Source organism: Lysobacter cavernae (genome assembly GCF_042648505.1).
Lineage (GTDB): Bacteria > Pseudomonadota > Gammaproteobacteria > Xanthomonadales > Xanthomonadaceae > Lysobacter_L > Lysobacter_L cavernae.
Map to the genome: position 1 here is coordinate 26,816 of NZ_JBHRXK010000011.1, position 15,682 is coordinate 42,497.

General features: G+C 67.9%; 12 protein-coding genes and 1 pseudogene. 1 reads left to right on the plus strand and 12 read right to left on the minus strand.

The annotated features are described in order from the left end of the window. Positions 1–46: 46 nt before the first annotated feature. The 5 genes from ACFOLC_RS15475 to aceB all read right to left on the minus strand — a co-directional run bounded on the left by ACFOLC_RS15475 (position 47) and on the right by aceB (position 7,473). Entirely contained in the window at positions 47–2,536 is a 2,490-nt protein-coding gene (locus ACFOLC_RS15475) for a putative peptide modification system cyclase (protein WP_386760164.1), read from the minus strand. A gap of 26 nt (positions 2,537–2,562) precedes the next feature. Continuing rightward, complete coding sequence (locus ACFOLC_RS15480; protein ID WP_386760165.1) at positions 2,563–3,630, minus strand: GGDEF domain-containing protein; 1,068 nt, start codon at positions 3,628–3,630, stop codon at positions 2,563–2,565. A 123-nt stretch (positions 3,631–3,753) separates the two neighbouring features. Next, the gene (locus tag ACFOLC_RS15485; protein ID WP_386760166.1) at positions 3,754–4,218 is read right to left on the minus strand and encodes a hypothetical protein; all 465 of its coding nucleotides are present in this window, start codon (positions 4,216–4,218) and stop codon (positions 3,754–3,756) included. Positions 4,219–4,346: 128 nt separating this feature from the next. Further along, the gene (aceA, locus tag ACFOLC_RS15490; RefSeq protein WP_386760167.1) at positions 4,347–5,639 is read right to left on the minus strand and encodes an isocitrate lyase; all 1,293 of its coding nucleotides are present in this window, start codon (positions 5,637–5,639) and stop codon (positions 4,347–4,349) included. A gap of 196 nt (positions 5,640–5,835) precedes the next feature. After that, a complete protein-coding gene (gene aceB, locus ACFOLC_RS15495; RefSeq protein ID WP_386760168.1) occupies positions 5,836–7,473 on the minus strand; it encodes a malate synthase A in 1,638 nt (545 codons plus the stop codon). A gap of 123 nt (positions 7,474–7,596) precedes the next feature. Between aceB and ACFOLC_RS15500 the strand changes: the two genes are divergently transcribed. Further along, entirely contained in the window at positions 7,597–8,565 is a 969-nt protein-coding gene (locus ACFOLC_RS15500; RefSeq protein ID WP_386760169.1) for a LysR family transcriptional regulator, read from the plus strand. A gap of 84 nt (positions 8,566–8,649) precedes the next feature. Here the strand turns inward: ACFOLC_RS15500 and ACFOLC_RS15505 are convergent, their stop codons facing one another. The 7 genes and pseudogenes from ACFOLC_RS15505 to oleC all read right to left on the minus strand — a co-directional run. Continuing rightward, the gene (locus ACFOLC_RS15505; protein WP_386760170.1) at positions 8,650–9,258 is read right to left on the minus strand and encodes a lysophospholipid acyltransferase family protein; all 609 of its coding nucleotides are present in this window, start codon (positions 9,256–9,258) and stop codon (positions 8,650–8,652) included. A 115-nt stretch (positions 9,259–9,373) separates the two neighbouring features. Then, positions 9,374–9,793 carry an alternative ribosome rescue aminoacyl-tRNA hydrolase ArfB gene (gene arfB / locus ACFOLC_RS15510; RefSeq protein WP_386760171.1) on the minus strand — a complete coding sequence of 140 codons (420 nt, stop codon included), beginning with the start codon at positions 9,791–9,793 and terminating at the stop codon, positions 9,374–9,376. Between the two features lie 68 nt (positions 9,794–9,861). Continuing rightward, entirely contained in the window at positions 9,862–10,629 is a 768-nt protein-coding gene (locus tag ACFOLC_RS15515) for a pseudouridine synthase (protein WP_386760172.1), read from the minus strand. 3 nt (positions 10,630–10,632) lie between these two features. Further along, positions 10,633–12,294, minus strand: coding sequence for a ubiquinone biosynthesis regulatory protein kinase UbiB (gene ubiB, locus ACFOLC_RS15520; protein WP_386760173.1), 1,662 nt, complete (start codon positions 12,292–12,294; stop codon positions 10,633–10,635). Then, entirely contained in the window at positions 12,291–12,962 is a 672-nt protein-coding gene (locus tag ACFOLC_RS15525; RefSeq protein ID WP_386760174.1) for a ubiquinone biosynthesis accessory factor UbiJ, read from the minus strand. The genes ubiB and ACFOLC_RS15525 overlap by 4 nt, the downstream gene beginning before the upstream one ends. A gap of 86 nt (positions 12,963–13,048) precedes the next feature. Further along, positions 13,049–14,059 (minus strand): 2-alkyl-3-oxoalkanoate reductase, encoded by a 1,011-nt coding sequence (oleD, locus tag ACFOLC_RS15530; RefSeq protein ID WP_386760175.1) that lies wholly within the window; start codon positions 14,057–14,059, stop codon positions 13,049–13,051. After that, positions 14,056–15,585, minus strand: a pseudogene (gene oleC, locus ACFOLC_RS15535) (olefin beta-lactone synthetase); the annotation flags it as partial. The pseudogene oleC and the gene oleD, both read right to left, overlap by 4 nt. Positions 15,586–15,682: the final 97 nt, after the last annotated feature.

Below are 15,682 nucleotides of genomic sequence, written 5' to 3' on the forward strand. Positions count from 1 at the left end.
CGCGGCGGTGATCAGCCCTGCACGCGCTGCGTCACGGCAAGCACCATCAGCGGGAACGCAGCGCCGTATCCGAGACGTTCATCGCCTGCAAGACCTGCGAGCCTGCAGCCTCGATGTAGGCAAGACCCCGGTGTGATTGCAGCCAATCCGCCTGCCGGGCAACTTCGTCGCCCTGTCCCGCAGCGGCATATGCATCCCGAAGCGCAACATGGAGCTGGAACAGCTCGCTGCCGTCCAGTTCTGCCTTGAGCAGATCGATGGCCGCCTGCGGCTGCTTTGCGAGGCGGGCTTGCCCAGCCTGCACGATGACGTAAAGACTGGAGGTGTTGGGGTCACCGAGCCCGGCCACGAGAGGGGCAAAATCCCGAATGGCCTGCTGCCCCAGCGTCGCATCACCGCCTCGTTGCGCCAGATAGGCCGCCGACAGTGCGATGAATGCCTGCTCTTCACGGTCCACGTCATTGTTGACGTCCCGCACGCCCTCCAGGGCACGTCTATACACCTCTCCGGTCGAGCCCAGGACGCGCTTCCCGCGCAGGTGATCCACGGTTTCCCGGATAAGCGCAAATTCGGTGGCCAGCAGCCGGCTGTGCTCTCCGGCCTCGGTCGCGGCACGGCGCGACCGGTCTGCTGCCGCATCCAGTCGACCCTGGTCAACCAGGATCGCGATGGATTCGAGCTGGTTGGTCAGGGAGATGCCGCGCAATGGCGAAGGCGGCATGCTGGCGAGCACCGCTTCGGCCTCGTCGAATCGCTTCATGGCGGCCAGCGCGGCGGCACGCCGCCGGCTGGGACCGTATGCCCCGATGGCCTCAGCCCGCTTCAGCTCCACCAGGGCCTCGGCGTGCTGCCCTTGGGCCAGGTACACCCGGCCAATCAATTCATGACTGCGACTTCGCAATGGGTTCTGCGGAGCCGCCGCCGCGCGCGCATGCTTCAGCGCCTCGTCGAAGCGACTGGCATAGAAAGAGCCCCATGCATAGTTGTAGTGACCCGCATGGAAATCCGGATACATCGTGGCCAGCATCTTCCACTTGGCCGGCGCCAGCAGGTCCGATCGCGGGCCCAATTCGGCTTCCCAGGCGTCCAGGTACAGCAGGTCCCTGCGGGTCAGATGTTCCTTCGCCTGCAGGGCCCGATCCAGATAAAGCCTGGCACGCTTCCAGTCGACATCCGAGGCATGGATGCGCACCAGTCCGACATGGGCCAGCGCGAACTTCGCATCCAGCCGGACCGCGGCCTCGAAATACTGCGCAGCCTCGTCATAGAGCCGTTGTGCAATCGCCTGATTACCCAATGCATAGGCTTTCAACGCATCCAGATTCCGCGTGGTGACCTGGGGCAGCGGCTTGGAATCCTGTTCGATTGCCTGGATCGCCTCGCCCAGCTTTTCGCGCAATGCAGCGGTAACGGTATCGATCGAACCCAGCGCCGAGACCGCACCAGTGCCGTCAGCCGTCTCGGCGAATACCGTGGTTTGCGTATGCGGATCGATCACCTCGGCGCTGACACGCACGCGGCCGCCGACTTCCGCCACCGTCGGCAGGATCACCGCGCGCGCGCCGTCACGCAGCGCAATCTCGGAAGCGATGGTGCGATCGAGCACGGTGTCGGGCTTGCGCTGCATCCGTGCAAGCGTGTCACGGGCCTTCAGGTCGCTGAGCACGTTGACGTACCGCGACTGTTCCAGGCTGATGCGAAACGCCTGCTCCAGTGAATCGTCGAGCACCGCCTGGCCGGTCAGGTTGCGCAGGTCCGCCACCACCACCCAGTCACGCTGGTTGAAGGCGATGGCCGGCTGCGGCCGGGTCATGAACCACACGCCGACGCCGATCACGGCCAGCACCGCCACCTCGGCCGCCAAAGCCGCCGGGCGGCGCCACAACGGGATGTCGCGCCAGACCTTGGCCGTGTTGGGCGGCGCACGCAGCGGGGCGATGCCGGGCTCGCCGACTTCGTAGATGTGCTGCGCGTCGGGCACGCCCTTGAAGCGCCAGCGGCCGTGCGACTTCCACAGCAGGTGCTGACCGCGTTCGCCGAGTTCGCGCGCGGCGCGGTGGGCGAGCGGTTCGGCCACGGCCGAGAGCAGGATCTGCCCAGGCCGCGCCATTGCCATCAGGCGCGCGGCCATCGGCTTGGCCAGACCTTCGACTTCGAGCGGCTTGGCACCGACCCTCACGGCCTCGTCGCTGTTGCGCCAGGTCAGCACTTCGCCGACGTGCAGGCCGGCGCGGGCCTTCAGCTCAAGCTTGCGCGATTTTCCGAGCTCGCGCAGGCCGCGCACGTAATCGAGCGCGAAACCGAGGCCATCGATCGGACGCTCGAACAGCAGCAGCAGCCCGTCCGAGCGATCGATCAGTCGCCCGCGCCATTGCTGCTGCAACTTCAGCACCAGCCGATCATGCTCGCGGAACAGCTCGGCGGCGGGCCCGTCACCGAGGCGTTCGACCAGCGAGGTCGAGTCGCACAGGTCGGTCAGCAGCAGCGTGCGCAGTTGCGGCACATCGACGGGGGCGCGGTGACTCATCTCGTTCATCGTGAGGCCTCCATCTGCATGTGCGCTCAGACCGGCACCAGTCCCGCATCCTGCCACTGCGCTCGGTTACCGCCCGAGCGCTTGGCCTGATAGAGCGCAGCGTCGGCGCGAGCGTACCAGTCGTTCCAGTCCGCCCCCAGGTCGACCAGGCAGGCGCCCACACTGACCGGGCAGATCAGTGGCGGCTGCACCGCATCGCCATGGCGCGGTACGTGCATCAGACCCTGCGCCGTGGTGACGATGAACTCGGCGAAACGCATCACGTCATCGCGGTGCCCGGCCGACACCAGCAGGCAGAACTCGTCGCCACCGAGACGGCAGGCGATGTCGTCGGGGCCGACCACCGAACGCAGGATGCTGGCCACGCTTTGCAGTACGCGATCACCGGCCAGGTGGCCGTGCTCGTCGTTGACCTGCTTGAAGCGGTCGCAGTCGATCAGCAGCAGGCCCATGCCCTGCACCGCACCGATCGTGCGGCATTCCTGCAGGTGCAAGGTCAGGCCGCGACGGTTGTAGAGGCCGGTGAGTTCGTCGGTGCGGATCAGCTCTTCGGTCTGGTTGAGCTGGTGCGTGGTCGCGTACAGGCTGTCGAGCGCGGCCTGCAGGTCCTGGTTGCGACGACGCAGACGCCGGATCAGGCCCTGCTCGTTGAGCACAACGCGCAGGATCGCGCGACGCAGGAAGTGCGAGGTCAAGCCGGGATCGCGCTCGACCAGGCGTTCGAATTCCTCATGACGCAACTCGATCAGCAGGCCGTCGCTGGCGGCGATGGCATCGGCGCTGCGGGCGTGGTCGCCGATCAACAGGCCGAGTTCGCCAAAGAATTCGCAGGGCCCCAGACGCTTGCTGACGAGATCCTCGCCAAAGTCGAGATCGATTGCACCGCGCGCGATCACGAACAAGGTGGTACCGAGTTCGCCACGACGGAACAGCACCTGGCCGGCATCGACACGGCGCGGCCGCCCGAGCTCGGCGAACAGTTCGTATTCGGCATCGGTAAGCACGGCCGTCGCCACATCGGACGGCGCCGCGCTGGGACTGCCAGATTTGGTTAATTCGCAGACCGAGGCCGGCCCTGCGTTATCGCGGTTCATCCCACGACCCCCGGTCCGTGGAGAAGCAGGAGGATAGCACCTGAACAGGGAAGCTAACGCAGGAACCGATGCAGGGCGGCCAAGCCGCCCTCGGCTGCCTCTACCGCCTAGGGCGGTCCGAATTTATTGTCCGCGGCCGCAGACGCTGCCGACAGTGCACTGCCCGAGCGAGTCGACCATCTTCTTCGCGCCCTCGCTCTCCCTGCGCCGCATTGCAACGGTTTTGCAGACCTTGAAGGTCAGGTTGCTGCCGGGCCGCTTTTTCTGTTCGCATACGAGGCGTTCGTCCTCGGCCTTCATCACCGCCGCGTTGATCCACTCCAGCGAATTGAAGACCTCGATCTGCTGCTCGTCGTTCAGCTCGGTCCACTGCTTGCCTTCCAGCAGGGTGCTCAACTGCGTCGACCGTGAGAGCAGGTCGTCGCGCGTGCGCTCGGGCATGTCCTTGTAGATGCCTTCACCGGCCTTGGCGTCGTCGCGGATCTGTTCCTGGTTCTGCAGGATGTCGGGGATCACTGGCGGCTCGCGCTCGGACGCCGCGGCCACAGCCGAACACATCGCAAGCAACAGCAACAACATACTGCGCATGACATTGCCCCTTGGCTTCGTAAAAAATGAAGCCAAACATAGTACTAGCCAGAAATATTGTCATGTGCTAATCGCAAAGGCGGCCGGGCGCCGGGACTTGATGACCCCGGCTCCCGTCCTGCGGGCACTCAGGCCGCCACCTTGTCGTGGAACTGCTCCTCTTCGGTCGAGCCCTTGAGCGCGACGGTCGAGGACTGGCCGCCCTGGATGGTCTGGGTCACCGCATCGAAGTAGCCGGTGCCGACCTCACGCTGGTGCTTGACCGCGGTGAAACCGCGATCGGCGGCGGCGAACTCGGCCTCCTGCAGCTCGACGAAGGCGCTCATCTGGCGGCGCGCGTAACCGTGGGCCAGGTTGAACATGCCGTAGTTGAGGCTGTGGAAACCGGCCAGGGTGATGAACTGGAACTTGTAACCGTAGCTCGCGATTTCCTTCTGGAACCGGGCGATGGTGGCGTCGTCGAGGTTCTTCTTCCAGTTGAAGCTCGGCGAGCAGTTGTAGGCGAGCAGCTTGCCGGGGAACTTGGCGTGGATCGCCTCGGCAAACTTGCGCGCGAACTCCAGGTCGGGCTTGCCGGTCTCGCACCAGACCAGGTCGGCGTACGGCGCGTAGGCCAGGCCGCGGCTGATCGCCTGGTCGAGGCCGTTCTTGGTCTTGTAGAAGCCCTCGGTGGTGCGCTCGCCGGTGGTGAACGGCTGGTCGTTGGGGTCGATGTCGGCGGTCAGCAGGTCGGCGGCCTCGGCGTCGGTGCGCGCGACGATCAGCGTCGGCACGCCCATGACGTCGGCGGCCAGGCGCGCGGCGACCAGCTTTTCCACGGCTTCGCGCGTCGGCACCAGCACCTTGCCACCCATGTGGCCGCACTTCTTGACCGAGGCGAGCTGGTCCTCGAAGTGCACGCCCGAGGCGCCGGCCTCGATCATGCCCTTCATCAACTCGAACGCATTGAGCACGCCGCCGAAGCCGGCCTCGGCGTCGGCCACGATCGGCTGCAGGAAGTCGATCTCGCCGGTGCCTTCGGCGCACTGGATCTGGTCGGCGCGCAGCAGCGTGTTGTTGATGCGGCGCACGACCTGCGGCACCGAGTTGGCCGGGTACAACGACTGGTCCGGGTACATCTCGCCGGCGATGTTGGCGTCGGCGGCGACCTGCCAGCCACTCAGGTAGATCGCCTTGAGCCCGGCCTTGACCTGCTGCATGGCCTGGTTGCCGGTCAGCGCGCCGAGCGCGTTGACGAAATCCTGCGTGTGCAGCAAGTTCCACAGCTTGGCCGCACCGAGCTTGGCGATGGTGTGCTCGACCGGCACGGTGCCGCGCAGGCGCACCACATCTTCGGCCGAATACGGACGGGTGATGCCGGCCCAACGCGGGTTGCTGGCCCAGTCGTGGCGGAGTTGGTCGGCGTTCGGCAGTGCGGTCATGGCGGCGGATCCTGTTGAGTATTTGTTGGATGGTCTGGGGATTCGATTCCGTCATTCCCGCGAAAGCGGGAATCCAGCGTCTTTCGCCGTTGCCTGGCACATGCAAGAACCGAGGCACTGGATTCCAGCCTTCGCGGGAATGACGAACAACAGCAACAACAACGGCAGAGGCAGGGGCGGTGTTTTGCGTCTCGTCTCAATCAAGGCGCGCGTACGCGGGCAGGGTCAGGAATTCGGCCAGGTCATCGGCGTGAGTGAGGCGGTCGAGCATCCCGATCGCCTCGTTGATGCGGCTGGCGCCGGGCAGCTTCATGCGGTCGGCCAACTTGCTCGGCAGGCCGATCAAGGCGCGTTCGAGCAGGGCGAAGTCGACTTGCGTGCCGTCGTCGAGGTGCAATCCATCGCTGTGCAGCCACTGCCACAGCTGGGTGCGCGCGATCTCGGCGGTGGCGGCGTCTTCCATCAGCCAATGGATCGGCACGCAGCCGTTGCCGTCGAGCCAGGCCGCGAGGTAACGCACGCAGACCTCGACGTTGCCCTCGAAACCGGCGCGGGTGATCGTGCCAAGCGAGGGTTTGATCAGGTCGGCCTGCACCACCAGCACGTCCTCGCGCAGCACATGGCGCTGGTTCGGCGTGGGCATGCGCTCGTCGAAGATCTCGCGCGCCAGCGGAATCAGCGCCGGGTGCGCGACCCAAGTGCCGTCGTGGCCGGCGGTGACCTCGCGCAGCTTGTCGGCGCGGACCTTGGCCATCGCGGTTTCATTGGCTGCGTCATCGCCGCTGATCGGGATCTGCGCGGCCATGCCGCCCATCGCATGCGCGCCGCGACGGTGGCAGGTCTGGATCAGCAGCTCCGAATACGCACGCAGGAACGGCTGCGTCATCGTCACCTGGCCGCGCTCGGGCAGCACCTTGTCGCGGTGCTTGCGGAAGGTCTTGATGTACGAGAACACGTAGTCCCAGCGGCCGCAGTTGAGCCCGGCGATGCGCGTGCGCAGCGCGTGCAGGATCTCGTCCATCTCGAATACCGCCGGCAACGTCTCGATCAGCACGGTGACCTTGATCTGGCCGGGCGTGAGGTGCAATGCCTGCTCGACGTGATCGAGCACGTCGTTCCACAGCTGCGCTTCTTCCATCGATTGCAGCTTGGGCAGATAGAAATAGGGTCCGCGGTCGAACGTCGTCAGCGCCCCCGCGTTGTGGAAAGCGAACAGGCCCAGGTCGAACAGGCTGGCGGACATCGGCGCGCCGTCGACCCGCACGTGCTTCTCGTCCAGGTGCCAGCCGCGCGGCCGCACCATCAGTACGGCCTGCTGCGCGAACGGCTTCAGCGCGTAGTGCTTGCCGGGCGTGCCGTTGGCGGCCGGCGCGGTGAACTCCAGCGTGCCGGCAACGGCCTGTTTCAGCGCGCGCTGACCGGTGATCAGGTTGCCCCAGGTCGGCGCGGTGCTGTCCTCGAAGTCGGCCATGAAGCAGTTGGCGCCCGAGTTCAGCGCGTTGATGACCATCTTCGGGTCGACCGGGCCGGTGATCTCGACGCGGCGGTCGAGCAGCGCGGCCGGCAGCGGCGCGACCTGCCAGTCGCCGGCGCGGATCGCGGCGGTGTCGGCGCGGAAGTCCGGCAGGCCGCCGGCATCGAAAAACCGCTGGCGCTCGCGGCGGGCGGCCAGGCGGGCCTGGCGGGCCGGCTCGAAGCGCCGGTGCAAGCCGATCAGGAACGCCAGCGCGGCCGGGGTCAGCAGCTGCTCCTGGCCGGGGACGTGCGCGCCCAGCTCGATTCGCTCCGGCGTACCGCCGCCCAGGTCCTGCACTCGTGACACCACTGCCGACATGCCCATGCTCCCGTCTGTAATTCGCCTTACGGCTTGCGAAGCACCATGCGGACACGTGTGGTATTTGACAATCAAGTTTTTTCAATGCATATCATTTGTAAAACTTATACACATTGAAACCGATTGCCCCGGACCCCCGCCAGCAGCCCCCGCTTTGCCTACAAAGGCGACCGCCTGAAGCCCTTGCGGGCGTTCTGCCAGACCGCGCGGCTGGGCTCGGTGTCGCGCGCGGCCGAGGCGCTGTACCTGAGTCAGCCGGCCGTGACCCTGCAGTTGCAGGCACTGGAACGCGAACTGGGGGCGCGCCTGCTCGAACGCAGCGGCCGTCGCCTGGCCCTGACCCGCGAGGGCCAGGAGCTGTACGAGCTGGCCCGGCCACTGGTCGAGGGCCTGGACGGGCTCGACGGGGTGTTCCGCGAGCGCATACGCGGGCTCGACGCGGGCGAGCTCAACGTCGCCGCCGGCAGCTCGACCATCCTCTACCTGCTGCCGAAGATCGTCGAAGCCTTCCGCGCCGCCCACCCCGAGGTGCGCCTGAGCCTGCACAACGTCACCGGCGCCGGCGGCCTCGACCTGCTGCGCTCGGACGCGGTCGACCTGGCCGTGGGGTCGATGCTCGACGTGCCCGGCGACCTCAGCTACGCGCCGGTGTACCGGTTCGAGCCGATGCTGATCACGCCGCGTGACCACCCGCTGGCGAGCAAGCCCGACCTGAGCCTGCAGGACCTGTCGCCGTACGGCCTGATCCTGCCGCCGCAGCGCCTGACCACTTACCGCATGGTCGACCTGGTGTTCCAGCAGAACCGCGTCCCGTACACGGTCGCGCTCGAGGTCGGCGGCTGGGAGGTGATCAAGCAGTACGTGGCGATGGGCCTGGGGATCAGCATCGTCACCGCGATCTGCCTGACCGAGGCCGACCGCGAGCGCCTGGCGGCGCGTTCACTGGCCGAGTACTTCCCCTCGCGCAGCTACGGCGTGGTGGTGCGCAAGGGCAAGTATTTGTCACCGCAGGCGCGGGCCTTCACCGAACTGATCCAGCCGGCGCTGTTCGAGCGCGGCGACTACGACGCCACCGGCCAGTCGGACCGGTAGGCCGGGTTTCAACCCGCCGCTGTTTGGAAGCACACGCGCGTCCCGCCCACCGGCAGCCTGGAAAGCGGCGGGTTGAAACCCGCCCTACACGTCGTGGTTCTTGCCCTTCCACGGCCGGTACCAGGCACGGATGCGGGTAATGTCGGCGGCCATGTCGTCGCTCAGGTGGAACGGCGGGCCGATGCCGATGACCTTGTCGGGGTAATGGAAATAGGCCGGCAGCACCGGCACGTTGGCGCCGTGGGCGATCTTCCAGAAGCCGGTCTTCCAGCGCTCGACCTTCCTGCGCGTGCCTTCCGGCGCGATCCCGAGCCACAGCCGGTCCGCGTCACGGATCGTCGCGGTCATCTGTCCCACCACGCCGTGGGCGGCACTGCGGTCGATCGGGATCACCCCCAACCGGTGCAGGAAGTGCGCCATCACCGGCACCTTGAACAGCGCATCCTTGCCGAGGATCTTGATGTCCAGGCCGAGCGCCATCTTCACCAGCAAGCCCCAGATCCCGTCCCAGTTGGACGAATGCGGTGCGCCGATCAACACCAGCTTGGGGATGTCCGGAAACTCGCCGACCATGCGCCAGCCACCCAGACGCAGGAGGGTGCGGCCGAGCCAACGGGTGAAGGCATTGGGCCGCACCCGTGGCGCGTTCGGTGGCAGCGGCAGCACGAGGTCGTCGGTGGCGGGTGTGGTCATGCGTCCTCTTCGCGGATCCCGGCGGGCGGTGTCGTGCGACCTTGCTTGATCGTGGCGGGCGGATCAATCCCTGCCGCATCGGGCGCGTACTCGGCGCTGACCATCCCGCCGTGGATCAATCCCAGTCCCGGGTCGCGCGGTTGCGCTTGACCGTGCTGCGTTCGCGCTTGGCGCCCAGTCGGCGCTCTTTCGATCCGCGCGTGGGCTTGGTCGCCACCCGGGGCTTGGGCGCGGCCAGGCCGGAGGTGATGAACGCCGCCAACCGTTCACGCGCGTCCTCGCGGTTGCGCTCCTGGGTGCGGAAACGCTGCGCGCTGAGCACCAGCACGCCGTCGTCGGTGATGCGACGGTCGCGCTTGGCCAGCAGGCGCGCGCGCACCGGCTCGGGCAGCGACTTTGATCCGGCCAGGTCGAAGCGCAGCTCGACCGCGGTCGCGACCTTGTTGACGTTCTGCCCGCCCGGCCCGGCCGAACGCACGAAGCGCTCGACCAGCTCGGCATCGGGAATCGTCAATGTGTCGGTGATCTGCAGCATGCCGCGATTGTAGGGGGCGGGGCACTCGCAGATCATCGCCTGAAGGCCGCAGATGCTGCGGGCGCTCGCTATTGCCCTTGCCGTGCCGGTACGTCGGGCATGATCGCCGGCGACGGCGCGGGCACGTCACCGAACAACGCCAGCGCCCGCGCGAACTCCGCATCCAGCGGCGCATGCACTTCCACGCGCGCGCCGCTGCGCGGATGCACGAACGCCAGCCGCTGCGCGTGCAGCAGCATGCGGTGCACGCCGAGCATGCGGAACTGGCGGTTGTGGCGGCCGTCGCCGTGGCTGGTGTCGCCGATCAGGTGATGCGAGATGTGCTTGAGGTGGCGGCGGATCTGGCGGAAGCGGCCGGTCTCGGGCTGCGCGCGCAGCAGCGCATAACGTGAGGTCTCGAACCCGGCCGACGGCAACGCCAGTTCGCACGTCGCCAGCCGGGTGAAGCGGGTCAATGCCGGTTTCTTCAGCGACTTGCCGGGCCCGCCGTCGAGGTCGTGGTCGACCGTGAAGGCTTCATCGGGCCAGCCGCGGCACACCGCCCAGTAGTCTTTCTCGACCTCGCGCGACATCAGCACCTTGCCCAGCGCCGACGCGGTGTCGCGATCGAATGCGAGCAACAGGCAGCCGCTGGTGGCCCGGTCAAGCCGGTGCACCAGGAAAATGGGTTTTCCGAACTGTTCGCGCAGGCGGTCGGCGGCGAAATCGGTTTCGCCGCGCGCCAGTGCGCTGTCGTGCACCATCAGCCCGGCCGGCTTGTTGACCACCGCCAGCACGTCATCGAGGTACAGCACGTCCAGCGCCGGCAGCGGCGCGACGGCTTCAGGCAGGTCCATGACTCAGCGCCGCCGTGGCCACGCCGCGAGCAGCGCCCAGATCCCGCCCAGCCCGGCGATCCAGGCCGAGGCTGGCACCGACCACACGCGCGGGCCGCCGGCTTCCAGGCCGTACAGCACTGCGGCCACGATCAGCAGGCCGGTGCCGAGGATCGCGGCCACGGTGCGGCGATGCGCGTCCTTCACGACATGGGTGAGTTCGCTCAAATCGCGCGAGCGCAGGCTCAGTTCATGCCTGCCTTCAACCTGCTGCGTCAGCCAGGCGTGCAACAGGTGCGGCATCTCCGGCGCGTGGGTGACGAATTCGGGCAGGCGCTTGCGGAACTCACTGACCAGGCGCTGCGGGCTGTAGCGCTCGACCAGGATCCTCGAAAGCACCGGCCGCGCCACCGCCCAGATGTCGAGCTTGGGATCGAGCAGGCGACCGACGCCTTCGATGTTGAGCAGGGTCTTCTGCAGCAGGATGAGTTGCGGCTGCAACGTCAGTTCGTAGCGCTGCGCGGTGCGGAACAGCTTGATCAGCACTTCGGCCAGCGAGATCTCGCTGAGCGGCCGAGTGAAGTACGGCTCGCACACCGAACGCGTCGCCGCCTCGAGTTCATCGATGCGGATGTGCGCCGGCATCCAGCCGGCCTGCACGTGCAGTTCGGCGATGCGGCGGTAGTCGCGGTTGAAGATCGCCATGAAGTTCTCGGCGAGGTAGTACTGATCCTCGTCGGAGAGCTGGCCCATGATGCCGAAATCGAGCGCGATGAAGCGCGGATTGCTGCGCCGCGCCGGGTCGCTGTCGACCCAGATGTTGCCGGCGTGCGCATCGGCGTGGAAGAAGTTGTCGCGGAACACCTGGGTGTAGAACACGCGCACGCCCTTGGCGGCGAGTGCGTGACGGTCGATGCCGGCGGCGTCGAGCGCGGCGATGTCGTCGGACGGGATGCCGCGCACGCGCTCCAGTGTCAGCGCGCGCTCGGCGGTGTGCGACCAGATCACTTCCGGCACGTACAGGTCGTCGCTGTCGAGCCAGAACCGGCGCAGCACGCTGGCATTGCCGCCCTCGCGCTGCAGGTCGAGTTCGGCGGCGAGCGTGTTCTCGATCTCGTTGACGATCTCGCGCGGGCGGATCTTGTCGGCACTGGGGTGAGTGCGGTCGACCACGCCGGCAATCGTCTTCAGCAGGGCGATGTCGCCGGCGATCTGCTTTTCGATGTCCGGACGCAGCACCTTGACCACGACCTCGCGCCCACCGGACAGCACCGCCGCGTGCACCTGCGCAATCGAAGCCGAGGCCAAGGGCTCGGTGTCGAACCACTCGAACGCCTCGCTGACCGGACGTGCCAAGGCGCGCTCGACGATCGCGCGCGCGGCCTGTCCGTCGAACGGGGCGACCCGGTCCTGCAGCAAGGCCAGCTCGGTCGCCACGTCCGGTGGCACCAGGTCGCGACGCGTGGACAGGATCTGGCCGAACTTGACGAAGATCGGCCCCAGCTCCTGCAGCGCCAAACGCAGGCGCGCGCCCGGCGACATCGCCGCGATCTGCGCCGAGGCGCGCGGCACGAACGGGCGCGCCAGCTTCAGCCAGGGCTCGACCGGGGTGTCGTCGAGCAGGTCATCGAGGCGGTAGCGCAGCAATACCCGACCGATGCGCCAAGCCCGCAACGCCGACCTCATGCGGAGCCCTCCGTGGGCGCGCGGCTGGCGGCGGTCGCGTGCTTCAGACCGGCGACGCGGGCGCCCAGGCGCTCGACGTCGTCGCGCAGGGCGTCGACATCGTCGTGAAAGGCATTGAGTTCGTCGCGCGGCACCACGTCGCGCGACTCCTCGGTGACGTATTCGGCGGCGTTGACGGCGAACGCGCCGGCGGCATCGCGCGCATGGCGCAGGCCGCCGGCCAGGGCGTTGGCGATCTGCACGCCGAGCACGTCGCCGAACACCTGCGCGAACGGCTGCTGCCAATCCGGATCGAAACGCTCGGCCAGCTTCTGCAGGCGCCGTGCGAGATCGGCATCGCCCTCGATGCGCAACTTGCCCACCGGCGGCGCATCGTCGTTGCGCAGGAAAGGAAGCTGCGAAATCAGGCCGCCCAGCGTGCTGCGCACCGACAGGTCGGGCTCGACCGTGTCATCAACCGGTCCGACCTCGAGCCGCTCGCCGGCCACGCGCACCTGCAACGCCAGCGGCGGCGACGCCACGCGCAGGGCGACGCGACGACCGTCGAGCGCGCGCAGGCTGCCCTGGGTCTCGGGGTCGAGCGCGAGCGCGCGGTTGAGCGCGGCCTCGAGCGCGCGCCCGGCCAGCGGTTTCAAGGCGGAGAACGCGGAGGGAGTCGGAGCAGGCATGGCGCATTGTAGCCTCCCCCCGAGGGCCGACCCGGCACAGCACGCAACGGCCGGGCTGTCGCTCAGTCCGGGCCGCTTGCGCTGCGTCAGCCGGTACCGGTCTCGCGCCGCGCCCAGGCCGCCTGCAGCCGGGTGAGCCCTTGTTGAAAGGACACCCGCGGCACGTAGCCGAAATCGCGCCGAGCCGGCGCCATATCGTACCAGTGCGTGGTCACCAGTTGCTCGGCGAGGAAGCGCGTCATCGGTGGCTCGCCGCGCAACGGCAGCGCATGCCACAGGCCTTCGCAGATCACGCCCGCGGCGTAGGCCACGGCGAACGGCACCGTCCGGGTCACCAGCGGCGCGCCGACCGCTGCGAGCAGGCCGTTGACGGTCTCGCGCGCGGTCCTGGGCTCGCCGTTGCTGATGAAATAGGCGCGCCCGGCACACGCGGCGCCCGGCGCGAGGTGCGCGAACGCGTCGAAATGCGCTTGCGCGGCATTGTCGACATAGGTCGAGTCCATCTTGTTCTCGCCGTCACCGACGAAACGCAGGCGACCGGCCTGGGCGCGCTCGACCAGGCGCGGCAGCAACTGGTTGTCGCCCACGCCCCAGATCAGGCGCGGGCGCAGCGCGACCGTGGCCAATTGCGCGCTGTTGGCGGCCAGCACGGCTTTCTCCGCGATCAGCTTGGTGGCCGCATACGGCGCCTTGAGGTGTTCGCCGTAAGGCACCGTGTCGGCGGTACCGCCTTCCACCGGGTGGGTGGCGCGATGGGTGACGCTGGGCGTGGAGGTGTAGACCAGCTTGCCGATGGCACGCGCGCGACAGGCGTCGATGACGTTCTGCGTGCCGACCACGTTGGCGCGGTGGTAACTGTCGTAGTTGCCCCAGGCGCCGGCCTTGGCGGCGTTGTGGAAGACCGCCTCGCAACCTTGCGCGGCGGCGATCACTGCGTCGCGCTGGGCCAAGTCGCCCTGCACCTGCGCGACACCGATCGCATCGAGTGCGGCGTAGCGGCCGCGATTGAAGCTGACCACTTCGTGCCCGCGTTCGCGCAGGCCGCGGCACAGAGCCTGACCGAGGAAACCGCCGCCGCCGGTGACCAGGACCTTCATGCAGGCACTCCCTTCTTCTCGACCCAGGCCGCGAGTTTTTCACGACCGATCTTGGCGTTGTGGCGGATGTCGACCGGAAACCCCCGGTGCCGGACGAAGTGTGCGACACCTGCCGTGTGGTCATGTGCAGCGCCCAGCGCGCGCAGCTCGCGCTCGATGCGCGGCCACTCCCGCCCGGGCACGCCGGCCGCCAGTTCCACGCACAGCACTGCCGTCTGCCGGCCCAGCGCACCCACCCCGACCAGTGCGGTGCGTCGCACCGCGCGGTGTGTGTTGAACACCGGCTCGACCTGCTCGGTGTACAGCGGCCCGTCGACGGTTTCGACACGGTGCGACTTGCGACCGCAGAACCACAAGCGCCCCTGCGCGTCGGCATAACCGACATCGCCCATGCGGTGCACGATGCGTTCGCCGTCGGCGGTGCACTCGCGGATCTTCGCTGCGCCCGTCTGCGCGTCGCGGTTGAAGTAGCTGTCGGTGGCGGTGGGGCCAGCGACCGTGATCTCGCCGACGACGCCTTCGCCCACTTCAACCGCGTCGCTCCACTCCGCGATCGGCGCGTCGGTGATCGCAATGATGCGCACGACATTCGGCGCGACCGCGTGGCCAACGCAGGTGCCGGCACCGTGTTCGGTGGCCGCGCGCGTGGCCTGCAGCTCGCGGCCTTCGATCACCGCTACCGGCAGGCATTCGGTGGCACCGTACGGCGTCCAGAACTGCGCGTCCTCCGGCAGCAGCGATCGCATCTTCGCGACCACGTCCGACGGCACCGGCGCACCCGCGGACGTCACGCGCTTCACGCCCGGCAGCGGCGCGCCGAAGTTGGCCAGCACTGCCATCAACGCCGGCGAGCCGAACAGCTGGTCGACACCGAAGCGCGCGATGGCGTCGTGCAGTTTGCGCGGATCAGCCCGCGCCGGCCGGGTCGGGTCCATGTCCGGGATCACCGAGGTCAATCCGAGCGCGGGATCGAACAGCGCAAACGGCGGGAACGTCGGCAGGTCGACGCCCCCGGCACCGATGCCGAACGCGTCGCGCAACATGGCCACCTGCGCGACGAAATGCCGGTGCCGGTACACCACGCCCTTGGGCACGCCGGTCGAGCCGCTGGTGAACAAAATCGCGGCGACGTCGTCGGGCTGCGTGTCGGCCAGTTGCGCACCGGCCTGCGCACCCTCGCGCTCGACCTGCGCCAGCGTGGCCTCGGCAAGCCACGCGCGGGCGCCGGTGGTGATACGGATGCGGGCGGACTTCGCCCAGCCCAGCAGGATGCGGGCGATGTGCGCCAGTGGTATGCCGATGAACGCCTCGGGTCGCGCCTCGTCCAGGCATTGCTTGAGCGCGCGTTTGTCGATGCCCGGATCGACCAGCACCGGCACCGCGCCGGCCTTGAACAGGGCGAACATCAACAGGAAGAACTCCGGCGACGGTCGCACCATCACCACCGTGCGCGTGCCGCGGACAATGCCGTGCTGCGCCAGCCCGGCCGCGATCGCATCACTGCGCGCGTCCAGATCGCGGTAGCTCGGTAATCCCCCCGCCAGTTAGCTGACGCCATAGGTGGAATTTTCTCGTAGTCTTTCCCGAGGAGGTTCCATGAAGCAGTCCCGCTTTACCGACAGC

What these genes read in the sequence shown, in the direction of transcription:
- ACFOLC_RS15475 (WP_386760164.1), bottom strand. Translation starts at nt 2,536, where the DNA reads ATGAACGAGATGAGTCACCGCGCCCCCGTCGATGTGCCGCAACTGCGC.
- ACFOLC_RS15480 (WP_386760165.1), bottom strand. Translation starts at nt 3,630, where the DNA reads ATGAACCGCGATAACGCAGGGCCGGCCTCGGTCTGCGAATTAACCAAA.
- ACFOLC_RS15485 (WP_386760166.1), bottom strand. Translation starts at nt 4,218, where the DNA reads ATGCGCAGTATGTTGTTGCTGTTGCTTGCGATGTGTTCGGCTGTGGCC.
- aceA (WP_386760167.1), bottom strand. Translation starts at nt 5,639, where the DNA reads ATGACCGCACTGCCGAACGCCGACCAACTCCGCCACGACTGGGCCAGC.
- aceB (WP_386760168.1), bottom strand. Translation starts at nt 7,473, where the DNA reads ATGTCGGCAGTGGTGTCACGAGTGCAGGACCTGGGCGGCGGTACGCCG.
- ACFOLC_RS15505 (WP_386760170.1), bottom strand. Translation starts at nt 9,258, where the DNA reads ATGACCACACCCGCCACCGACGACCTCGTGCTGCCGCTGCCACCGAAC.
- arfB (WP_386760171.1), bottom strand. Translation starts at nt 9,793, where the DNA reads ATGCTGCAGATCACCGACACATTGACGATTCCCGATGCCGAGCTGGTC.
- ACFOLC_RS15515 (WP_386760172.1), bottom strand. Translation starts at nt 10,629, where the DNA reads ATGGACCTGCCTGAAGCCGTCGCGCCGCTGCCGGCGCTGGACGTGCTG.
- ubiB (WP_386760173.1), bottom strand. Translation starts at nt 12,294, where the DNA reads ATGAGGTCGGCGTTGCGGGCTTGGCGCATCGGTCGGGTATTGCTGCGC.
- ACFOLC_RS15525 (WP_386760174.1), bottom strand. Translation starts at nt 12,962, where the DNA reads ATGCCTGCTCCGACTCCCTCCGCGTTCTCCGCCTTGAAACCGCTGGCC.
- oleD (WP_386760175.1), bottom strand. Translation starts at nt 14,059, where the DNA reads ATGAAGGTCCTGGTCACCGGCGGCGGCGGTTTCCTCGGTCAGGCTCTG.